The organism is Armatimonadota bacterium, from assembly GCA_016789105.1.
In the GTDB taxonomy this organism is placed as follows: Bacteria; Armatimonadota; Fimbriimonadia; order Fimbriimonadales; family Fimbriimonadaceae; genus UphvI-Ar2.
On the sequence record JAEURN010000008.1, the window covers coordinates 305,915 to 326,822 of the forward strand.

Consider the following 20,908-nt stretch of genomic DNA (forward strand, 5'->3'; position numbering starts at 1 on the left):
GGATCCGTGGCCGGGGTAAAGCTGATCGTCCCTTCTTTCTAAGCCTGATCGTCGCCAAGCGTGATGGTCAGTGTTTTGGTCTCGCCTCGCGACCAAATCTTGACCGTAAGCTTTGCCCCCGGCTTTTTATCCGCCATGAACACTTGGTAGTCCTCGGTGGCGTGCATCGGCTTGCCGTTGATTTCGGTGATGACGTCGAGCGGGGCCATGCCCGCCTGGGCCGCCGGACCTTGGAAGACCTGGCTGACGATGACGCCTTCCGTCGGTGGTTCAGACTGGGCCCCGGTTTGGGATTTGAGCCGTGCCCGGATCTGCGGAATGCCGAGGATGCTGCTGTCGCTGCGCACGGCGATTCCGATGCGACCATAACGCGCCCGTCCGAACTTCAAAATTTCGTCAACAACGGTCTTGACCCGGTTCACGGGAATCGCAAATCCGATCCCAACCGAGCCTTGGTCCGTTGAGGCGATCATCGAATTGATCCCGATCAGCCGGCCTTGGGCATCGCACAGCGCCCCACCCGAGTTCCCATGGTTGATGGCCGCGTCAGTTTGGATGCCGTCGACGAAAATGGCGTAGTCGTCGGTTTTCAGCGGTCGCTTGGTGTTGCTGACGATGCCCACGCTGACCGTTTGTTCAAATCCAAGGGGGTTTCCGGCTGCAATGGCCCACTGGCCGACTTCCAAGGACTCGCTGTCGCCAACCTCGATCGGGGTGAGGCCCCCGTGCTTCACCTGCAGAACCGCGATGTCGGATCGTTCGTCGCTACCGATGACCTTGGCTTCGGCGGTGGTGCCGTCGCTGAACTTGACCAGGATTTTGTCGGCCGTCCGGTTGCCCCCGGCAGTCACCACATGGTTGTTGGTGACGATGTGCCCATCGGTGCTGAGCACGACCCCGCTCCCGGTCCCGCTGGGCTCGATGTACCGTTCGCCAAACCAGTTTTCCCCTTCCATCAACGTCGTCACGCTGACAACGCTCGGCAAGATTTTTTTCGCCGCGGCCCGGAAATCGGGCAATGATTTCGCCGCATTCTGGACCTCCACGCTGGAAACGGTGCTCGGTTCAATGCGGTACACCGCCGGGCTTTGCGATGCCGCCCCTACTTTAAACGCAACCAAGGAGGCGGCGAACACCACGCCGAACAACCCCACGCCCATCAAAATCACGTGTCCTGGCTTCATCGTCCGATTCCTACCCAACTGCCAATACGCAAAAATCCGTTCAGGCGATCCGGCATCTGCCCCGACCGGGCCCTAGTGCCGGTCCAGGAATTCCCGCATGGCACTCCCAGCCTCTTCATTGCTCGGCTTAAAACCCCGGTTGTCGCGGTTGGTCCAAACAACCCATCCGTCATAGGAGATTTCCAGGATCCCACCCTTCCCGGGGACGAGCTCCGCCTCAAGTCCGAACTCCTCCCGGTACATCGCCGCCAACCTGGCGGCATGGGGGAGGTAGTTTCATTGCACGCAGTATTCAATGGTCAGCCTTGGCACGATTCCATTCTACATTGGCCCCGGGGACGCGGGAGGAATGCCATAAACTAGGTCCATGAAAATGCTCCCCGTTGCCGTTGGTGTGCTCTGCGCTGCCGTGGTTGGCGCCGGGGTTTGGGTGCAGTCCGCCAAGCCGGCCTTCCGGGGGGTCAAAGTCAGCACCTACAACATCAAGGATGTCCCCCGGCACCCGGTGACCAAGAAAATGGAAGTCGATGCGGCTTCGTTCGTTGGAGAACCTCTGCCACAGTTCCGACTCCCCGACACCCAGGGAGCCGAGATTGAAAGCAAAAAACTGCTCGGTGGCAAACCGGCAGTCGTTGTGATGACTAAGGACGGGTGCCCTTGTTCGATCGAGGCCCAGCCGTTCTTCACCGCGTTGGCCCGGCACTACGGGTCGGATGTGCAATTCGTCGGCTTGTTCGATGCCGGAAGCCAGGCGGCAAAGAAATTCAAGACCGATTTCTCAGTCCCCTATCCGATCTTAGCGAGTGAGACCGATACCGTCTTCCGAGAATTTGGAGCCAAGCAGTCGGTTTACACGTACGTGGCCGACCAAGAAGGCACCGTCGTCCAGGTTTGGCCGGGATACAACAAAACGATGCTCAACGATTTGAACTTGGAGCTGAGCAAGCTATCCGGCAAACAACCCGCAAATTTAGACATGGAGATGGCGCCGGAAAAGATGACCAGCGGATGCTTTTTCTTCCGCCCCGTCGGCACTGACAAGCCGGCATGGTAACACAATTGCCGCTGAATTCCGGCCTACCGAATACAATCGACCTGTGAAGCGCGGCCAAATCCCGCTGATCGCCGCCGTGGCCCTGGATATGACGGGCTTCGGCATGATCATCCCCGACATCCAGACGCGGGCCGAGTTGTTCCTGCGTGCTGAGCGGTGGAGCCTGCCCCCCGGAGTGACCGATGGGGTCGTCATCGGACTCATTCTCGCCAGCATGTTCATCGTGCAGTTCCTGGTGAGCCCAGTCTGGGGGGCCAAAAGCGACCATTTGGGCCGAAAGAACGTGTTCGTCGCCTGCACCTTGCTGAGTGCGGGGGCGATGGCGGTTTATGCCCTGGCGGGGACGGCAGCCATGCTCTTTGCCAGCCGCATCATTGCCGGCCTGGGTGGGGCCAATGTCGCCGTCGCCCAGGCGAGCATCGCCGATTCCACCGACGGCAAGTCCCGGGCGGTGGGGCTCGGTTACCTGAGTGCGGCCCAAAGCACCGGGTTGATTGCCGGGCCGTTCATCGGCGGCGTGATCGCCACCGCCTTTGGGTCGCATGTGCTTGGATGGGTGGCCATGGGGCTTTCCGTGACCGGGGTTGCCGCCGTCCTCCTGTGGGGAGAATTCTCCCAGAACGAGGCCGTGGCCACCCGGCGGAAGTTCGGGTTCCGCCCCTTGGTCCGGGAATTCCCCAAACTCCTCCCGCTCGTCCTCCTTGCTGGGTCGGCCTGGTTCGCCTTGGCGACATTGGAAGGCACGTTCGGTCGCCTCCTCAACGCGGTATGGGGTCTGCAGGAATTCCATTTTGGACTGCTGTTCGGGTTCGAAAGCGTTGTCGGGTTGCTCGTCCAAGGCCTACTCCTCAAGCGGCTGGTTGCCGCATTCCCCGAACGGGGGCTCCTGTGGACCAGTTACATCCTCCAAGGGTTGGGGCTCGCCATGACTCCGTTTGTGCCTAATTTAGCGGGATTGTTTGCCGCCAGCCTGTGCTATGCCGTCGGAGTGAGCGTCGCTAACCCGACTGTCAACGGCCTGTGCAGCAAATCCGTGGCTGAAGACCGGCAAGGCGAAGTGTTCGGGGTTCTCCAATCGGCCCGGAGCATTGGGTTCATGCTTGGGCCGCTCATCGGCGGGGCCCTCTTTGACCGGTGGCATGCCTTGCCTTACCTCGTGGCCGGCGGGGTGTGCCTGCTCGTCGCCTTCGCCGCCCCTTTGGCCGTGCCCCATGCCGAAACCGCCCCCGCCCCAGGGTAAAAGCGAGCCGTGAACAACCGCTACCTGCTCAATGCCCTCGAAGCTGGCCCCCTTTCCGTCGCAAGGCTGATGGAAGCCATCGGTAAGGACAAATGGGACGGGGCCGAACCAGGTTTTTTCACCCCCAGGGAAACAGTTGCCCACCTGGCCGATTGCGAACCGATGCTCCGGGCGAGATTTGCCGCCGCCGTGCAAGCCCCCGGATCTGAAGTCGAGTTGTTTGACGAAGAAGCCGAGGCGGTCAACAAAAATTACGCCGGATCCGATGTTGGCCAGCAGTTGGCCGCCTGGAAAGCCGACCGGGAGGAAACCCTGGCCTTTGTCCGTAGCGTCACTGATTGGTCCGGGCACATCATCCACCCTGAGCAAGGCCGCATGGGTGCCGAATCGGTGATTTGCACGGTGATCGGGCATGATCTCTACCACATCGAACGCCTCACCCGGCTCTTGTCGGACAATTGACCAAGGTGCCACGTCTAACCAATTGACACAGTGAAGCTCAAGCAGGCGACCGACGCGCTCTGGCGCATCTTTTTGGCATTTGGGCGGGCGTTGCTCGCTTGGTCGCCGACCCTGCTTTTGACCGTCCTGGGCGCGATCTACCTTTTCAACTGCCTCGAAGTCCTGGCTGCGCCGGGCACCGGGTTAGATATCGCTTACACGGGGCGGGGCGGAACAATCCACATCAGCGCCGAATCCTATTCCATCGATCCGGTCTCGCAAACCTTGGGCGCTACCGGGGTCACCGTCCGCAACCAGCAAGGCGAAGTGGTGGCCCAGGCAAAGAAGATTTTTGTGGCCCGCAAGGCGGAAACCTTTGACGCACGGGTGTATTCGGTCACGGGGACCATCGTCCGGCGCAAGGACGGAACCTTCAACACCCTCGACATCTTGCCCCCCCACAACCCGGATGCCAAGCCCAAGCCGATCCATTTGATGGTGGATCGCGCCCAACTCACGGTCAGCGACCAATCGGGGCAAAGGCCGGTTGCAGAATCCTTGATTGTCAGGGGGCTCGAGTTCTCCTCCGACGGCAAGCAGAACGTTGTTTCTGGCGATTTTGATTGGGGGGGCGCGGCAAAGGCCAGGATCAACGCCGCGTTTGACCGGGAAAACCGGTTCAAGGCGCAGGTCACGGGGTTGGCCGCCAACCTCAACCGGATGCGGCCCCTTGCCAATGCCTTTCTCGACCTCAAAACCCGGCGGATCGCCGACCGCTGGCAGGCCGACGACCTGTCCCTGGCCGGCGACGCGACGGTTGCCGGCGACGAAAAACACATTTCCTCAATCCACGGCGAGTTGGCCCTGACGGGGAAAGGGATCAGGGATCCCGATTACTTCCGCGGGGCGGCCCTTGCCGCCCGGGTCTCTTTGTACTCCCAGTCCGCCCAAATCACCGCCCGGGTCGAGGAGCCCGGGCGCATGCTCAGTTGGGATGGGCCCGTGAGTTGGTCCGGCGGATTTTCCGGCTCGGGGAAGGTGGTGGCGGTCCTGGCCGATTCCCGCCGCGCTTGGCCGGCCATCTCCCGCGCAATCCCCAAAGGCGTGGCGCTTGCCGGAGGGCGGTTTGAAGGGGTGGCTTCCATCGACCGGGGGAAGGTTTCGGTGAGTGGCAATGTTTCTGCAGACCGGATCGACGCATCCGGGGAAAGGGTCGGCCAGATCGCCGGCAACGTGGTTGCAGACGGCGAGCGGGTGAGTGTTGTGATCGATCGGGCGATTTGGCAGTCGGCCGCCCTTAAAGGGTGGGTCACCGCCGATTACCGCGGCAATTTTGTCGCTGGGGAAGTCGAAACGGTGGGAGACAAGATCGTGCCGCTCGAATTCCCACTGGACAACGGGGTATTCGTTTTGGCCGCCCGGGCCAAGGCCCTTTTGACCGGAACCCCCGCTGACCCGCAGATTTTGGCCGATGTCGCCGGCTATGCCCAGTTGAGCCTGGGAGACAAGGACTACCTTCTTGGCGAAGTCGATGCCCGGATTGGATGGCGCAAAGGGTTGGCGACGATCGAGCGGGCCGTTGCGAGTGGCCCGAACGGCGTTTTGAGCGCAAGCGGGTCTGTGAACACCGACAAGCAGGCCCTGAACCTAGAGGTCGAAGCGGGCGGGGTTGACCTCTCGGCCTACACAAACCAACTCACAGGTGTCGCCTATGGCTCGGGGACGCTCACGGGGACTTTCCAGTCGCCGAGGGCCGTTTTGGAAGCCACCGTGCTCAACCTTCGCGCAGGGGACACGGTTTTGCCCAGGACGGAAGCGACGTTGGCCTTTGATGGCAAGCAGGTTTCGGCCAGTCGGATCGTTTCCCAATTCGGCTTGGGACGGGTGACTGGCCAAGCGACTTATGACATCGAATCGGGCGGAATCCTGGCCAACCTTGCCGCCAAAGACATCTTCCTGGCCGACCTGCTGCCAGATGCGCCGTTCGTTGGCCGGGTCGATTCCGATGCCATCACGGTCTCCGGGACATTGGATGAGCCCGAGTTCCAGGCCACCGCCCATTCAAGCGACCTCATCGTCGCCGGTGTGCCGGTCGATTCCGTGGCCTTGCAAGCCTCAGGTTTGGGTACCCGGATCCGGGTGGACAGCCTACAGGGCCGGATCGGGAACGGCGCGTTTGACGGCTCTGGCTCATTCGACCTTGCCGACAAGCGGGCCAAGTTTGAATTCAAGGCTGACGGAATCCCGCTGGGGAGGCTGCCCGTGGACGCCGAACTCCTGGATGTCACCGGGACGGCAGGGGTGGCGGGCGCCGCGCAATCCGATGAAAACGGCAAATGGTCTGGGCAAGCCACCCTCAGCATCGAAGGGATGGAAGTCAACCAGTTCGAGGCCGGCTCCGGCCAATTCCAAATCGATCTTGCAAACGGGGTCTTGGCCGTCTCGGGCGGTGTCAGTTCGATTTCGGGTTTGGTGGAAGTCCCCGAAGCCGCTTACCGTCTGGACGACGGGAGTGTGGCTGGCACACTTATCGCCACCAATGTCGAGATCGGCGGGATCATCCGCGCCGCTTCCCGGCAGATCAGCATCCCGGATATCCAAGCGGAACGCGTTGTTCGCGACCTTGAAGGGTTGGTCTCCGCCGAAATCGGCTTCACGCAAACCGGGGAACAGTGGTCGATCGACGTGAAAAGCCTTGTGGCCAGTCGGCTTGAATCCCTTGGCCGGTCGCTGGGGGCGGTGGATTTGGCCGGTTCCGGCACCGCCACCGAAGCCAACCTCAAAAAGTTCTCCTGGCGGGCACCCGCCGGCGGGGAAGAAGGGGAAGCCGAGTCGATTGCTGAGCTGATTGGGACTTGGAAGAAAGGTGAAGGATCTGACCACATCACGGCAGAAGGGCGGCTGGTTGGCTTCGACCCCCATACGCTCAACTTGTTCATCGACAATGCGCCAGAGTTCCACGCCCGGATTAATGCCGATTTTGTCGCCGAAGGACAGACCGACAACCTGACCGGCCAAGCCAGCCTGACCGCTTCAGATTTCCAAACGAAAGGAGCGGACGGGAAACTCTCGCCTATCGACCTCAGCGCCAACGTGGACACTATCGAGTTCAGCAATCAAACACTGACCGCGTCTGGCAAACTTCGGTTCCGGGGGATCGAAGGGGACATCGAGGCCACGGCCCCCTTGGACGCTTTTGAAGAGCACCCCAACGGTCAGGCTGAAGCCAGCCTGACCTTGACAAAGAGGCCGATATCGACCTTGGCCGAATACTTCCCCGGAATTGACTTCAGCCGGACGCACGGGTCGATTTTCGGGCAGATCCGGGCAAGCGGGAACCGCGACGGCTACACACTTGGTGGGGAAGCACGGTTCGGTGCCGATGGCAGCGGGCCGGCACAATTTGCCCTGCAATCGACCAACCTCCTGCTGCAAGGGGTTGAGTTCGCCTTGCTCACGTCTGGCGAAAAGGCCACCATCACCGGCCAGGCTCAAGGGGCCGAAGGCGGAACGGTCGCCGTTCAGGGGGATATCAACCTGAGGCGGTTCCTGCAAGGTGAATTGGATTTCGATGCCCTCTTGGCAGCAACCATCGAAGGGGGGATCATCCAGATCGACAACCTCCGGGCAAGCGAGAAAATCCAATTGGCCAATCCCGGGGCCGGACCGGGCGAACCAGAGGTTTTGGCGGCCGACAAGCCAACCCAGGCCGTTGTGAATGGGATGGTCAAGATTGGGGGGACGCTTGGCGCGCCAACGGTTTCGGGCAACTTGGAAGCAGAAAATTTGAACATCACCCTTCCGCCGGCTTTCCCCGCCACCCAGCGCGGGGGATCCCTTCCGGTCGATCCGCAGTTCCAAGATTTCCGACTCGTCGCCCGGCCAGGCGCAACCCTTAACATCCCAACTGGAAACATCAAGCTTTCGGGAGCGGCCGTGCTGAATGGACATTTGAGCGAAGTCGATATCCGGGCCCCGTTCACAGTTAAATCCGGGGAGATGAATCTGCCGTCCAGCCGAATCAACCTCGAAGAAGGCACGGTTGTGGTGACAGTTGGCGCGGGTAGCGATCCGCGCGCGGACCTCAACATCGAGGGTTGGACCGTGGTCACGGTTCGGCGCACAAGCGATCAGTACCAGACGTATCGCCTAAACTTGCAAATCCAAGGGAACCTGCTGGATCCCGAAAACGTCCGGATCAACGGCTCCAGCGACCCGCCAGACCTTTCCGTGGAGGAGATTCGCGCAATCATCGGGCAGCGCGACTTCATCCAATCGATCGCCGATTCCGCGTTTGGGAACCCCAGCCAAAGGAGCGGAATCACCCAGAGCCTCTTTTCGTTGGCCGTTCCCTCTCTGACCCAGCGGTTCACCGGGAGCCTTGCCACGGCCCTCGACCTGGATTACCTGGCCCTGGATTACAACCCGTTCGACGGGGCCGTGATCCGCGGGGGCCGCGAGTTGGCAAAGGGGCTGATGATTGAAGGGAGTCGCCAGGTAGCCAGGCAAGGGGTGGAGCAACTGAAGTTCGAACTGCGTCTCAGCTACCGGCCGCCGACCAAAGACATCCTCTTTTCGCGTTTCCGGGTGTTTGCCGGGGTGAACGAGCAGGTGCCCTGGAAAGTCGGGATCTCCTACTCCACGAGATTCTGATGGCAAACGGCCTCAATTTCCCCGGTCCCACAGTTTTTATAACCACCATTGGGGCCATGCGTCTAAACTAGCAATCACAACAGGGCGAGGGTGGATTTGACGAAACGGATTTGGGTTTTGCTTGCAGCAGTGGCATTGGCAGGAGGGGCATGGGCGCAAACCCGCACCGTGCGCAACGTCTCAGTAGAGGGGTTGAAGAACATCAACGAGGTCGCGATCAAAGCCGTCATGCGGCTCAAGCCGGGGCAGCCGGTCGACCAAGCCTCCATCGTGCGCGACGAAGAGGATATCCGGGCCCTCGGATTCTTCAGCAAAGTTGAGATCTTGCGCCGCGACATCACCGAAACCGACACCGACCTCACCGTCCTCGTCAAAGAATTCCCTGTCATCAAAGAAATCCGGATTGAAGGCAACACCGTGGTGCCCGACAGCCAGATCTTGCCCCTCTTCGATACCGAAGAGGTCATCGGCAACATTTGGAACAACAACAAAGCCCAGGGCCTAACCAACGCCATCAAGAAGATCTACACCGACAAGGGCTACCTCATCAACTTCGAACAGTTCGGCCCCATCGAGGAATCCGAGGGCACCCTCACCGTTAAAATTTTGGAAACCGTACTCGGCAACGTGAAGCTGGAAGGACTCACTCGGACGCGACCCGAAACCATCCAACGGATGATGAAATCCAAACCCGGGGCGCCGTTGAATATGAAAACGATTCAGAATGATATCGAAAACCTGTACTTTACGTACTGGTTTGACGATATCAAAGGTGGACAAAGCGTTGGCGATCGGCCAGAAGTCGTCGATATCACCCTGAATTTCAAAGAAGCTCGTACTGCGCAAATCAACGCTGGCGTTGCCTTGGATCCGCAAAGCCGGCTTGTTGGCACCGCCAGCTACACCGAATCGAATTTCCGCGGCATGGGGCAAACCGTGGGCGCAGAATTTGAAATGGCAACCGTCGGCGGGGGGCTCAGCGCCCAGTTCGTCTTTGGCAACCGGTTTTACGACCGCAAAGACACGGCGATGCAGTTTAAGATTTTCTCGACGGTGCAATACAACTTCACCGGGAACGGGTTTGTCGGTTCGGGCAGTTCGGCCGACAGCCAATTCGATGAACGCCAAACCGGATTTTCGCTCAACTTCAACCGACCCTATGGGGAGCGGTACCGGGCCAACGTTGGCTTGACGGCCCGCAACAATCGCACGATCAACTTGACTTCAACAACGACGGGCGACATCGTCCAGCAAGATGGCGACCTCGTCACCTTGCAAATCGGCGGAACTTACAGCACGGCCCAACCCTATGCCGAGCCTGTTCAAGGCGACACTATCCAACTGCTCTTGGAACCTGGCTATAGCAACATCACCAAGATCGGTGGGAACGTCGCCAAGTTCTCGGACACATTGGGCAAGTCGACGTTCCTCCGCTCCACCCTCACGGTTAAAAAGTATTGGTCCAAGTCGCCCACCTTGGCCCCGGATGAAACGCCGGAAATTGGATTGGCCAAGCCCCGTCCCGTTTTGGCTTTCAAATTCGAACTCGGGCACCTCAGCGGCACCGTACCGTTCTTCGAGCAGCTGTTTGTCGGCGGGGCGAGCTCCCTGCGCGGCTATCCCAACCAGCGGTTCTGGGGGAGCACATCCATGCTGACCACCTTGGAGTACCGGTATCCGATCCAGAAATCCTTCAACATCATCGGGTTCACCGATTGGGGTGGGGCATGGGGCGGTTACGGCGTCATCAACAACTTCGAACAATCGGACTCTCCGCGGCTGCACTTTGGCTACGGCGTTGGGCTCGGGTTCCGCGTCCCCGGACTCGGCTCGATCCGCGTAGACCTCGCGTTCGACGAAAAAGGGAGCAACCGGACCCACTTCACCGTGGGATCCAGCTTCTAACAAACGGATAAAGACAAGAAAATGAACAAGAACTTATCAGGATTGGGCTGGCTAGTGGCGGGGGTCATGGCCATGACCATGTTCGCTTCCGGCTTCCAAGCGGGACAGAACAAAATGGCCGTCGTCGATATGCAGCGCATCCTGTCCGAATCCAAAGCCGGCAAAAAAGTGCGCGACGACATGACGGTCCAAGTCAACTTGCGCCAAGGACTGCTTGAGTTCGTGAACCTCAACAAGGTCATCACGCCCGAGCAAGCCACCAAGCTGGAATCGCTGACCCTCAAAGATTCCCCTACCCAAGCGGACAAAGATGAGCTCGAAAAGCTCAAGACAGAAATCCGGAACGAGAGTAAGAAATTTGAGAGCCTGATGCAAAAACCCTCTCTCTCCGACGCGGAAAGGGCCGAATTTAACAAGCTCGCCGACCTCCGCCGCGGTTCCGATGCCTTGTTGAACGACTGGAACCAAAAATTTTCCCAACAGCTGACCAACATGCAAGACGACATGCTTGCAAACGTGCTCAAAAAGGCCCGCGACGCGGCGCAAGGGGTCGGCAAAAAGGACGGATATACCGTGATCTTCCCGACCACGGTTGCAGTTTATGCTTCCAACGATATCACCGATGCGGCCATCAAAGCCGTGGATGAATCCAACTAAAGGGTTTGGACTTGTCTTGATCCTGATCGCGTTTGGGGGCTGTGCGCCAGCCCCCAAACAAGTTTGGATCGACCTGGCGCAATTCAAGCCAGACGCCCAAGAACGATCTGCCCGTGTGGATGGCCCCCAGATTCCGACCAAGCAAGGCGGATTGGCGGCGTCTATGCAATCTAGACCCGTGCGGCACCTCCAAGAATCGGAAGGGGCCGCCCTTTGGGCAGAGGCATTAGAAACCCTCCGCGCCAACCGGGAAAGGAGCCGGGAGAGGTTGCAGCGCGACCTGGAGCGCAAATATCTTGGTGAAGAACGGGCAAAGGTGATCGAAGCCGAAAAGCAAGCCGAGCTGGAAGACGACGCCAACTGGCAGGCAACCCTGGCCAAGGCCCGGTCGTTGGTGGAGGACTACGCGGCACGACGTGCTGATTTCGCCGTCGACCTTGCCGCCCGGATCGGATTCCCCGACAATGGGCAGGCGCCGCCGCCAGCCCGGAGCGAAGCCATCTACCGGGAATGGCGCGAGCAAAAGATCGCCACCATCCGAGGGGAGATCCAAACCCTCGACGACGAATTCCAGGCCAAGCTCGGCGAGGTGTTGGGTGCCTATGAATCGGGTGTGCGCGACCGGAGGGCTCGACTCAAAGAGCTCGATTACGCTGCCGACCAAGCGGGGGTCGCCCGGGCAGCCGAAGACGCCGACAAGGCGATCCGGGAGGTCATGGGGCAAGTCGACGCCGCAGTTCCGGAACTGAGCCGGGAGCTTGCGGCACTCCCCGCAAAAAACCTGACCGGGAAGGGGCCCGCGGCTCTTCAACCAGGTTTCGCGACAGCGGTCTGGCAAAAGGGGCTCACCCAGAAGGAAATCGAGAAATATGCCAAGGTGTTCCTAGATTCGAAGGGATACCGCATGGTGAAAGACCGCCGGGCCCACGATGCAACCGAGGAGTTCCGGGAATGGCTGAATCGCAACGCCGTTACACGTTGAGTCAACTTGCCGAGATGGTCGGCGGGGAGATGGTTGGCCCGGCCGACCTCGTGATCCACCGGCCGGTTCCGGCGGATTCTGATGACGACACCGGAATCTCGTTTGCAGAGAACGAAAAATTCCTGCGCACCGCCTTGGATTCTGGGATTGCGGCCCTCTTGGTTCCGGCTGAGACCCCATCGATTTCCAAACCATGCATCCGGGTCGCCCACCCCCGCATGGCATTTGGAATCGTGTTGGCCGCTTACGAACGCCAACGGGAACTCCTGGGAATCGACCCCACAGCGAGGATCCACGAGTCGGCCCAGATCGACCCCACGGCCGCGATCGGTCCCTATGCCGTCGTAGAGGCCGACGCCCAAGTCGGTCCGCAATGCCGGGTCATGTCCCACGCCGTCATCGGCCCCGGATGCCGGCTAGGCGAAGCCTGTGATGTGTTTCCGCATGCCGTGCTGGTGCAAGATGTCACCCTGGGCCGCCGCTGCCGAATCCATCCTGGCGCGGTAATCGGGTCGGACGGATTCGGATATTTTTGGAACGGCAAAGCTCAACAAAAAGTCCCGCAGGCGGGTGGCGTCATCCTGGGAGACGATGTGGAAGTCGGGGCCAATTCCTGTATCGACCGGGCGACTTGCGGGGATACGGTTATCGCCAACGGAGTCAAAATCGACAACTTGGTCCAGATCGGTCACAACTGCCGCATTGGCGCCCACACCGTCATGGCCAGCCAAGTTGGGATCAGCGGAAGCACAGTCATCGGCGAGCGCAATGTTTTTGGCGGCCAAGCCGCCACCAGCGACCACGTCACCGTTGGCAACGACATGGTTTTTGGGGGAAGATCCGGCGTGATGGGGGACATGGACACCCCCGGACAATATTTTGGGACTCCACCCGTGCCCCTTTCCACGGCCATGCGCGTCTTGGCCCTGCAGGGCAGGCTGCCCGACCTTTATAAGCGGATGAGGGAGCTGGAAAAGCAGATTGAGGAGCTGAAGGGTGCTGCGGGCCTATAACCGGCAAACCGTATCCGGCACAGTCAGGATCGAAGGGCCGGGTCTGCATTCGGGAGCGTCAGCTGCCGCCAGCATCGGGCCGGGCGATGCAGGGATCCGATTCCGTGAACCGGACGGCGATTGGGTCGCGGCCGCACCAGAGAACGTCACCGACACATCCCGCTGCACGCGGCTCGGCGCGATTTCAACCATCGAGCACCTCATGGCTGCGTTTGCCGGGCTGGAGGTCACTGACGCCGATGTCGTCGTCGAGGGAGGGGAACTCCCTGCCGCCGCGGGCTGCGCAACTCCTTATGTCGAGGCAATCCGATCCGCTGGGTTGACGGGTTGCGGGATATTGGAAATCGAAGGGCCGTTTGCCCGGATCTTTTTGCAGGAACTCCCCACCAAGTTCGCCGTCGGGCTTGGCGAAGGGTGGTGGCGGAGCATCTACGTGAGGGATGGTGAGTTCATCGGCCGCCAAGAGTTTGAAGTCGAGCTCAATCCGGAGTCTTTTGCCAACGAAGTGGCCCCGGCGCGGACTTTTGTGCTCGAATCAGAAATTGAAGTCGCCAAACAATATGGTCTTGGCCAAGGGCTCGACGGAGAAAGTTGCCTCGCCATTGGACCGCTCGGCTACTTGAACTCCGCCCGGTTCCCAGACGAGCCGGCGCGGCACAAGCTGCTCGATTGCATCGGCGACATGTACCTTGCTGGAGTTCCGGTTGCCCATTTGGACGTTGTGGCCGAATACACCGGCCACAAATGGAATGTCGAAGCCGCTCGAAAGCTTGCCGCCGCCGTCCGGATCAATCGGACGTAAGCACCCGTTCGGCCAAGACGAGGGCAGCGTAGTCGTCAATGGCTTCCGGTGGCACCTGCAGAGTGGCCGGGAGCAGTTTTCTCCAGCCCCGACGGGGGTTATGCTCCCAATAGCGCTCGCGGGCGATCATCGTGGTGTCCCTTTCATCCACAACCAAAATGCCGATGCTCGGCATTTTTTCACGCAGGGCATCAACAACGGCACGCGACCGCGTACCGTTGCCCACCACGATCAATCCGAATGGGTGGCTGCCTTGCAATTCGGCGGCCCGGGCTGGCAGTTCGACGGTCGGGACGATCGCATGCCAATCCAAATGCAGATGATCCATCCCATCGCGGCGGACAAGGGCCATCCCGCATTTGCTGCTTCCAGGATCTATCGCTAAAATTGTTTTCTCGCCGGTCATTGCCGCCGGGATCGATTGTGGCTGATCGGGCTTTTGGCCGCCTGGGTCAGGGCCGCAACCGGTAGGTGAATTGGATCCGGTCGGCCCGGTAGGTTTCCTTGGCCGCCATCAATTGCAGCCGCAAAGGGATCCCGGCTTCCTTGATCTCCAAAGCAATGGCAATGATGCGATCCGTGTCGAGCGACCCATATGGCTGGTCGGACCCGACAACGGGGATCATTTTCTTTTGGGAGAGGGTTTTTGGCAGCTCTTTGCCGATTTGGGCTGCGATCTGGGCGACGATATCTGGGACGGATTTCCGCCCGTCGATTTGCAGAGAGACGACCAAATCACCCTGATCGTAAACCTTGAGATTTTCGAACACGTGGATTTCGATCGGGACAAAATCGCCTTCAAACGAATTGAGCTTGGCCGTGGCGACAACCAGAGATTCGACGGGATGCCCGGCAATGCCATCGGCTAAGGCCTCCCATTGGTCTTGGGGGGAAATTGGTTTCGGGTGCGTATAGTCGGGCAATAGGTCGGCGATCCGGCCATCGATGTCTTCTTTTGCGCCCGCCTCGCGCGCGGCCTCCCGGAGCTGGCGCTTGAATCCTTCAACGGCCCGCAACGAATCGCCAAGGCTCATATTTGCCGGCAATACCGCCCGGTAAACCTCGGCTCCGATCGGGAAAATCAGCGCATTGTTGAGCGTGTATTTCAACTTGAGGTTCGCCCCGGTCTCCCCTTGAGCCGCCGCTTCCATGGCATTCCGGCTGCGTTGCAAGTCGGCCAAAGTCTTGGACAATTCCGTTTCGGCCTTCTTGAGTTCTTGGCGATAGGTTTCCAACTGGCTGTTGAATTTGGCGTCGGCCTCATTGCTGGCCTTGATGAGGGCGTTGTATTCCTCGTTGATTTGGCTGATCTGCTTTTGCAGAGCCTCGGCCTTTTTTTCCAAGTCAAGTGCTTCTTTGGTCAGTTCCAGGTTCCGTTCTTGAATCGCCTGGTTGTTGTTGGTGAGCACGCCCTGTTGAGTGAGCGACTTTTTGATTTCCTCCTCAACTTTCACCTTCTCCGACTGCGTGGTCTTCAGTTCGGAGTTGACGGACTTCAATTCACCGGTGAGCCGCGAGAATTTTTTCAACAGGTCTTTCCCCTTGCGGTCGAGGTCTTTGTTCTTCGAGTTCAAGGTCATTTGCTCGATCTGGGCATCCTTGAGCTCTTGGTTCTTCTTTTGAATGTCGGTTGTGAGCGCTTGGCGTTCGCCTTCCACCGATTTCAACCGGTTGCGGGTTTCCTGGACGCTGAGTTGGGCATTGCTCAGGTCGGCTTTGGTTGTGGCCAGTTTTTCTTCGGTGAGTTTGCGCTCAGTGATCCAACTGCGCACGGGTTGGGAAAGCAAAAACAGCGCGCCAATCGTCAGGGCCGTACCCAATGCCCCAGCCAGAAAGGTGACCAGCGAGGCCACTTGCCGGGGACGAAGCTTCCAGGCTTTGAGCTTCTTTTTGCCGATGGCCATCCCGATCTTGTCGCCGTAATACGCGACAAGCCCGCCCACCAAAACCATTGCCAGCAAGAAGAGGATTGGGACGGCATCCATCGTTACTGCTGGTTCTTCCTCCTGATCAGCTCAATCGCCACAATACCCCCCACCAAGACTGGACCAAAACTGGCCAGCCACGCGGGGATCGCCCCGCCCTGAGCCATGATGCTCAGCGCATTCGTAACCAGCATGTAGCCGAAAATGATGATCACGCTCAACCAGAAACCGGTCGCCGTGCCTGCACGGTGATTGCGAATACCGAGCGGGGCCCCGACCAAGCCAAAAATCAACGCGGCCAAAGGCAGGGAAAACTTGTTCCAATAACCGAACTCCCAGTTGATGCGAGTTGCCTTATCCATATCCGAGGTGGTTTCAAGGATATGACGGATTTCGTGGGACGAGCGAGTGTCAAGGTCTTGTTCGGTCCCAGCGCTCATGTCTTTGGGGCTCTCTGTCGGGCGGACCGTGCCTTCTGGCCAAATGCCATCGGCCACGTCAACGGTGATGCGGTTGCCGGCATTCAAAAAATGCAGGCGGGAGCGGCCATAAATTTGCCATTTGTCCAATGTGTCAAACATCAGTTTGGGAACTTCCAATACCGATTCAACTTGACCATCCGGGCTCAGCTTGAGGATCTTGGCGTTTGTCAGGGTGCCGTCAGCAAGGCTGTAATCTTCCGCCACCACGTAGCCGGCCAATTTCCCTTTTTCCGAAATCGGGCGGCTTGTGGGGCGCTTTTGGGAGGTGTCGATGCTCTTTTCAACCGTCTGTCGCATGGCCGAGGCTTGGTAGCTGGCCCCCGGCACCACGTAATCGGTGAAGGCATAGGTCAGCAGCGAGACCATAAGCCCAAAGGCGGCAACGGGTGCCATGATGCGCACCACACTCACCCCGCCAGCCCGCAAGGCGACGATTTCGCTATCTCCGCTCAGGCGTCCAAAGGCCAGCAAGGTGCCGAGCAACATGGCCATGCTGAACGTTTTGGCCAAGATCCCAGGCAAAAGCAGCGCAGTGAGTTTGATCACCAGGAACAGGGGGATACCCAAGCTCAAAAACCGCGTGAACGTGAAGAGGAACGAACCGGCCATGATGAGCACGGTGAAGATGGCAACCCCGAAAACCCAAGGGCCGAAAATTTCGCCGATGATCAGGCGGTCAATCTTTTTCATGCTCTTCCGGGGCGTCTTGGTGGGAGCGAACTGGCCGGGGCCCCCGGTCTTTGGCGATCTGGTCGTAGCCTTGGCCTAAGTAATGTTTGCGGACCAGCTCGTTGGCGCGGATGGCGGATTGATCGCCAGTCGCGATGATCTTGCCGTCCACCAAAATGTAGTTCCGGTCCGTGATGTTGAGCGTGGCTTCCACGTTGTGGTCGGTGATCAGGATGCCAATGCCCTTTGCGGCCAAGCGGGCGATGATGTGCTGCAGTTCTTCGATGGTCACCGGGTCAATCCCTGTGAACGGTTCGTCGAGCAGGATGAAATGGGGCTCGGTCGCCATGGCCCGGGCGATCTCGACCCGGCGGCGTTCGCCGCCCGAAAGGACACCGCCAAAGCTCGACATGATTTTGGTGATGTGCAGCTCTTCGCTGAGTTGTCCGATCCGCTCATCCTGGATTTTGCGGCTGAGGCCACGGGCTTCCAGCACCAGGCGAATGTTGTCTTCCACCGTCAACCGCCGGAAAACGCTGGATTCTTGGGCCAGGTATCCGATTCCGGCGCGCGCCCGTTGGTGCATCGGCCATCGAGTGATCGGTTTGCCATCGAGTTTGACCACCCCCTGGTTGGGACGGATCAACCCCGTGATCATATAGAAGGTGGTCGTTTTTCCGGCCCCGTTGGGGCCCAAAAGGCCGACAATCTCGCCAGATGTGAATTCCACGCTGACCCCGTCCACCACACGGCGGCGCTTATAGACTTTGACCAAATCGTGGGCGGAAACTTGCATCAACGGCCACCCCCATTTGGCTTGACATCGATTTTCGCCGGGTCTCCGGCCGCGCCATACCGGGTAGGTTTCATGTTCTCATCCAACAAGATGTACACGGTTTGGCCCGAACCTTGGCTCTGATAATCCAGCCCCCCGCCTTCAATGGAAACATTGCCGGTCAACAACAACTTTCCGGCGGGATCCAGCGTCATGCGGTCGCCACGGGCGACAAGGTGAAGGTCGTCGCCATCTTTGGATTTCCCATCGAACGTGACGGTCACCGGGCCCCGGATGCTGGCCTGAGTGACTGGCCTGCCCTTGCCGGCCTTAGTGATATCCGGGGTCGTCACATTCCCGCTGGCACCTTTGAATTCGACCCGGACCGGCCGGCCGTTCCCATCCTTGGCTGTGCGGATGATGGTGAACGGGCTCGCCATTTGGAAAACCGTGCTCGAAGACCGTTGGTTCAGCAACAAGCCGTTGGTGGTGAGGGTCGTGGTGCCCTGAGAATTTGCGGTGACCGACACGGCACCCCGGAGGGTGGCTTGGTCCAGAGAGCGGTTTTGCCCGGCTGGGCCGCTCAAGGTCACCGTGCCAGAACCGGCGGTGATCTTGGCATCCGGGTCTTTGGCAGACACGGTCAAGTTGCCGGAAAACGTAGCGGTCATCGCCAGGCGGTTCGGAGTTTCCTTGAGCGTGACCGCCGGGCTGGAGAGGACGACTTCGTCCGGTTTGCCCGGGTTTTGGCGGAGGATAACCCCGCCAGAAAGCGTGGCAGATAAGAGGTACATCGTGCCCCCGCTGCCCGACCGAATCTGGCCCTTGGCCGCCAACGATTCAAATGCCGCCGACTGGGAATCGGAACGCCCTCGCAAAGGCTTGCCCGAAAATTCGAAGTCGATCGCTTTGGCAGCGGCATCCGATTCAAACATCTGTTCAGAAATGTTCGCAATGCTGAAGTCGCCCGACTTGCTCTTAAATTCGACGCCGGTCAGGTTCTGCGCCAAGACAACCACGGCGGCGGCAATGAAGAGGGTGGTTGCAGTGAGGGGGCGGTTCATTTGAATTTCGAGGGGTTTCCGATCCGGCGGAGATCCGGGGTGGCCCAAACCTCGTCCATTTTCCCCAATGCAAAGTCGGGGCTTTCGATTTGGACGTTCCCAGAAGCGGCAAACAAACGCCGGTCTTCCATCCAGCGGACTTTGTCCGCATGCAGAACGATGTCTTGCTCGGTCGAAGTCACCGAGACTTGGCCGCTCAACACGAGCTTCTTGGAAGCCGTTTCGGCCTTTGCTTCTTCTGCGGCAAGCGTGCTGACCACTTTCTTGCCATCGTACACGTCGCCGGTCACATTGCTGAGGAAGAATTCGGAAGGCGCCCCTTCTTGTAGCCCGGCTCGGGCCGATTCGCCGTGCACTTTCCAAGCGGTTGTGCCGTCATCGTTCGCGCTCTCCAGCATGACGCTGCCCGTTTGGACGACCTTGCGTGGGGCGTTTTCCTTGGCTTTGGCGGCAGAACCAGCAACGGCCGCGCTCGGCTTTGGAGGCCGACCTCTGGCACCGCATCCGACCAATGCGGACAGGGCCAACGTGCTCACGATGTAACGGGCAAGGGGTGCGATGCCGACCTCCGTGCAAACCGGCCCTTGTGCTGACCGGCGAGTTGGCCGCACGCAGCGGCGATGTCGTGTCCCCTTTCCACCCGCTGAGTCACGTTCACCCCGGCCGATTCCAAAGCCATCCGGAACGACCGGACGCGGTCTTTCCCTGGCCGCGAAAAACCGTTCCCCGTATCCACCCAATTGAACGGGATCAAATTGACAACGCTGGGGGTGCCTTGCACCAGCTTGGCCAGAGCCGAAGCCTGGTCGGGGGTGTCGTTGACCCCGTCGATCAAAAGGTATTCGACCGTCACCTTCCGGCCCGTTGCTGCGTGATATTCCTTCATGGCGGCCCAAGTCTCCGCAACATCCCACTTGTTATTGACGGGCATCAGCCTTGAGCGCACCGCATCGATGGGGCTATGGAGCGACAAGGCCAAGTGGATCGGCAACTTGAGCTTAGCCAGTTCCCGGATTTGCGGCACCAAACCCACCGTGCTGACCGTGAGGTGGCGGTAGCTCAACCCGACTTCGGAATGGAACAACTCGAGCGACCGCACGACGTTGTCAAAGTTCAACAACGGCTCGCCCATGCCCATATACACCACATGGCTGATCCGGCGCTCGGTGAGCGATTGCAGCCACAGGTATTGGGCCACGATCTCGTTATGGGTCAGGTTGCGGTCGAACCCGCCCATCCCGGTGGCGCAAAACGTGCAACCCATTGGGCAGCCGACTTGGCTGCTCAGGCAACAGCTGACGCGTTTGGCGTAAGGCAGCAAAACACATTCATAGACTTGGCCGTCTCCGTTGTGAACCAGCAGTTTGTCCACCCCGTCCAGGCTGTGTTTGTGGGCGGCTAGTTCGAGAGGGGTAACCGTGTACGATTCCGCCAAAGCGGTGCGGAGCGCCTTGGGCAAATCGTTCATTTCCGCCAGGCTGCGGGCGGCTTTGTGATAGATCCACCCCGAAAGTTGGCGACCCCGGAACGCCTTTTCGCCGCATGCTAGGGCGAGCTGTTCCAGTTCGGCGGTTGTCTTGCCGATGAGGGGTTCCACTAGGGGAGTTTACCGGGGATGGGGATCTCCTCCCCCGCCTGGGCTTGCCCCGGGGCTAACGCTGGTCTTCCGGATCGGGAAAATCCCGATAGAGCGCGGCATGGTAATTGACGACCCGTCGGTACACCTCCGCATGCAGCGCTTCTGATTCGCCGACACGGGCTGCCGCCAACGAGAAGGCCTGGTCGAGTTGCGCCAAGTCTTTGAACTCGATCGTCACATGGAATTCCCCGAGAGGGGCGAAACCGAACCCGAATTTCCGCCGGCTGATGCGGTACCCCTCGGCCGTTCCGTGGGCGACATGGTGGTCGAGCCATGTTCGCATGGCCGCAACCAGCTCCCGGTCGCTCTCGCCAGGGGCGACATCGACCCAAATCTCGTAGAGGTTCACAGGCCGAGTTTAGTCCCTCTCCATTTGGCGTGGGCGGGTGGCGGGGATTTCGGCATCCCGAGATTCTGGGGAGG

General features: G+C 59.7%; 19 protein-coding genes. 9 read left to right on the forward strand and 10 right to left on the reverse strand.

Annotated elements, in window-relative coordinates; genetic code table 11:
- Positions 1-38: 38 nt before the first annotated feature.
- Together JNM28_10000 and JNM28_10005 are read right to left on the reverse strand one after the other, a co-directional pair.
- Positions 39-1,184, reverse strand: a complete 1,146-nt coding sequence (locus JNM28_10000; GenBank protein MBL8068771.1) for a trypsin-like peptidase domain-containing protein — start codon at positions 1,182-1,184, stop codon at positions 39-41.
- Positions 1,185-1,256: 72 nt separating this feature from the next.
- Positions 1,257-1,436, reverse strand: a complete 180-nt coding sequence (locus JNM28_10005) for a hypothetical protein (protein ID MBL8068772.1) — start codon at positions 1,434-1,436, stop codon at positions 1,257-1,259.
- A gap of 115 nt (positions 1,437-1,551) precedes the next feature.
- On the opposite strand from JNM28_10005, the gene JNM28_10010 reads away from it, so the two are divergent.
- The 9 genes from JNM28_10010 (at position 1,552) to JNM28_10050 (ending at position 13,931) form a co-directional block, all read left to right on the forward strand.
- A complete protein-coding gene (locus JNM28_10010; GenBank protein ID MBL8068773.1) occupies positions 1,552-2,238 on the forward strand; it encodes a redoxin domain-containing protein in 687 nt (228 codons plus the stop codon).
- Positions 2,239-2,281: 43 nt separating this feature from the next.
- Positions 2,282-3,478: an MFS transporter gene (locus JNM28_10015; GenBank protein MBL8068774.1), complete on the forward strand. Its 1,197-nt coding sequence runs from the start codon at positions 2,282-2,284 to the stop codon at positions 3,476-3,478.
- Positions 3,479-3,487: 9 nt separating this feature from the next.
- Positions 3,488-3,940 (forward strand): DinB family protein, encoded by a 453-nt coding sequence (locus JNM28_10020; protein ID MBL8068775.1) that lies wholly within the window; start codon positions 3,488-3,490, stop codon positions 3,938-3,940.
- Positions 3,941-3,970: 30 nt separating this feature from the next.
- The gene (locus JNM28_10025) at positions 3,971-8,572 is read left to right on the forward strand and encodes a hypothetical protein (protein MBL8068776.1); all 4,602 of its coding nucleotides are present in this window, start codon (positions 3,971-3,973) and stop codon (positions 8,570-8,572) included.
- Between the two features lie 90 nt (positions 8,573-8,662).
- Positions 8,663-10,477, forward strand: a complete 1,815-nt coding sequence (locus JNM28_10030) for a BamA/TamA family outer membrane protein (protein ID MBL8068777.1) — start codon at positions 8,663-8,665, stop codon at positions 10,475-10,477.
- Between the two features lie 21 nt (positions 10,478-10,498).
- Positions 10,499-11,134, forward strand: a complete 636-nt coding sequence (locus JNM28_10035; GenBank protein MBL8068778.1) for an OmpH family outer membrane protein — start codon at positions 10,499-10,501, stop codon at positions 11,132-11,134.
- Positions 11,121-12,116 carry a hypothetical protein gene (locus JNM28_10040; protein ID MBL8068779.1) on the forward strand — a complete coding sequence of 332 codons (996 nt, stop codon included), beginning with the start codon at positions 11,121-11,123 and terminating at the stop codon, positions 12,114-12,116. Before JNM28_10035 ends, JNM28_10040 begins: the two co-directional genes overlap by 14 nt.
- Positions 12,086-13,129: a UDP-3-O-(3-hydroxymyristoyl)glucosamine N-acyltransferase gene (lpxD, locus tag JNM28_10045; GenBank protein MBL8068780.1), complete on the forward strand. Its 1,044-nt coding sequence runs from the start codon at positions 12,086-12,088 to the stop codon at positions 13,127-13,129. The genes JNM28_10040 and lpxD overlap by 31 nt, the downstream gene beginning before the upstream one ends.
- Positions 13,113-13,931: a UDP-3-O-acyl-N-acetylglucosamine deacetylase gene (locus JNM28_10050; protein ID MBL8068781.1), complete on the forward strand. Its 819-nt coding sequence runs from the start codon at positions 13,113-13,115 to the stop codon at positions 13,929-13,931. Before lpxD ends, JNM28_10050 begins: the two co-directional genes overlap by 17 nt.
- On the opposite strand, the gene JNM28_10055 is transcribed toward JNM28_10050, so the two are convergent.
- The 8 genes from JNM28_10055 to JNM28_10090 all read right to left on the reverse strand — a co-directional run bounded on the left by JNM28_10055 (position 13,918) and on the right by JNM28_10090 (position 20,834).
- Positions 13,918-14,283, reverse strand: a complete 366-nt coding sequence (locus JNM28_10055; GenBank protein ID MBL8068782.1) for a pre-16S rRNA-processing nuclease YqgF — start codon at positions 14,281-14,283, stop codon at positions 13,918-13,920. The two genes, JNM28_10050 and JNM28_10055, sit on opposite strands and share 14 nt — an antisense overlap.
- Positions 14,284-14,383: 100 nt before the next feature.
- The gene (locus JNM28_10060; GenBank protein ID MBL8068783.1) at positions 14,384-15,916 is read right to left on the reverse strand and encodes a DUF3084 domain-containing protein; all 1,533 of its coding nucleotides are present in this window, start codon (positions 15,914-15,916) and stop codon (positions 14,384-14,386) included.
- 2 nt (positions 15,917-15,918) lie between these two features.
- Entirely contained in the window at positions 15,919-17,028 is a 1,110-nt protein-coding gene (locus tag JNM28_10065; protein MBL8068784.1) for an LptF/LptG family permease, read from the reverse strand.
- Entirely contained in the window at positions 17,015-17,803 is a 789-nt protein-coding gene (gene lptB / locus JNM28_10070; GenBank protein MBL8068785.1) for an LPS export ABC transporter ATP-binding protein, read from the reverse strand. The genes JNM28_10065 and lptB overlap by 14 nt, the downstream gene beginning before the upstream one ends.
- Entirely contained in the window at positions 17,803-18,846 is a 1,044-nt protein-coding gene (locus JNM28_10075; protein MBL8068786.1) for a hypothetical protein, read from the reverse strand. The genes lptB and JNM28_10075 overlap by 1 nt, the downstream gene beginning before the upstream one ends.
- The gene (gene lptC, locus JNM28_10080; protein MBL8068787.1) at positions 18,843-19,382 is read right to left on the reverse strand and encodes an LPS export ABC transporter periplasmic protein LptC; all 540 of its coding nucleotides are present in this window, start codon (positions 19,380-19,382) and stop codon (positions 18,843-18,845) included. The genes JNM28_10075 and lptC overlap by 4 nt, the downstream gene beginning before the upstream one ends.
- Complete coding sequence (gene rlmN, locus JNM28_10085) at positions 19,379-20,443, reverse strand: 23S rRNA (adenine(2503)-C(2))-methyltransferase RlmN (GenBank protein MBL8068788.1); 1,065 nt, start codon at positions 20,441-20,443, stop codon at positions 19,379-19,381. Before rlmN ends, lptC begins: the two co-directional genes overlap by 4 nt.
- Positions 20,444-20,498: 55 nt before the next feature.
- A complete protein-coding gene (locus tag JNM28_10090) occupies positions 20,499-20,834 on the reverse strand; it encodes a hypothetical protein (GenBank protein ID MBL8068789.1) in 336 nt (111 codons plus the stop codon).
- Between the last annotated feature and the right edge of the window lie 74 nt (positions 20,835-20,908).

Bases quoted from the DNA above. Each gene is read 5' to 3' on its own strand.
- JNM28_10000 (MBL8068771.1), bottom strand. From the start codon at position 1,184: ATGAAGCCAGGACACGTGATTTTGATGGGCGTGGGGTTGTTCGGCGTG.
- JNM28_10010 (MBL8068773.1), top strand. From the start codon at position 1,552: ATGAAAATGCTCCCCGTTGCCGTTGGTGTGCTCTGCGCTGCCGTGGTT.
- JNM28_10035 (MBL8068778.1), top strand. From the start codon at position 10,499: ATGAACAAGAACTTATCAGGATTGGGCTGGCTAGTGGCGGGGGTCATG.
- JNM28_10040 (MBL8068779.1), top strand. From the start codon at position 11,121: ATGAATCCAACTAAAGGGTTTGGACTTGTCTTGATCCTGATCGCGTTT.
- lpxD (MBL8068780.1), top strand. From the start codon at position 12,086: ATGGCTGAATCGCAACGCCGTTACACGTTGAGTCAACTTGCCGAGATG.
- JNM28_10055 (MBL8068782.1), bottom strand. From the start codon at position 14,283: ATGGCCCTTGTCCGCCGCGATGGGATGGATCATCTGCATTTGGATTGG.
- JNM28_10060 (MBL8068783.1), bottom strand. From the start codon at position 15,916: ATGGATGCCGTCCCAATCCTCTTCTTGCTGGCAATGGTTTTGGTGGGC.
- JNM28_10065 (MBL8068784.1), bottom strand. From the start codon at position 17,028: ATGAAAAAGATTGACCGCCTGATCATCGGCGAAATTTTCGGCCCTTGG.
- lptB (MBL8068785.1), bottom strand. From the start codon at position 17,803: ATGCAAGTTTCCGCCCACGATTTGGTCAAAGTCTATAAGCGCCGCCGT.
- JNM28_10075 (MBL8068786.1), bottom strand. From the start codon at position 18,846: ATGAACCGCCCCCTCACTGCAACCACCCTCTTCATTGCCGCCGCCGTG.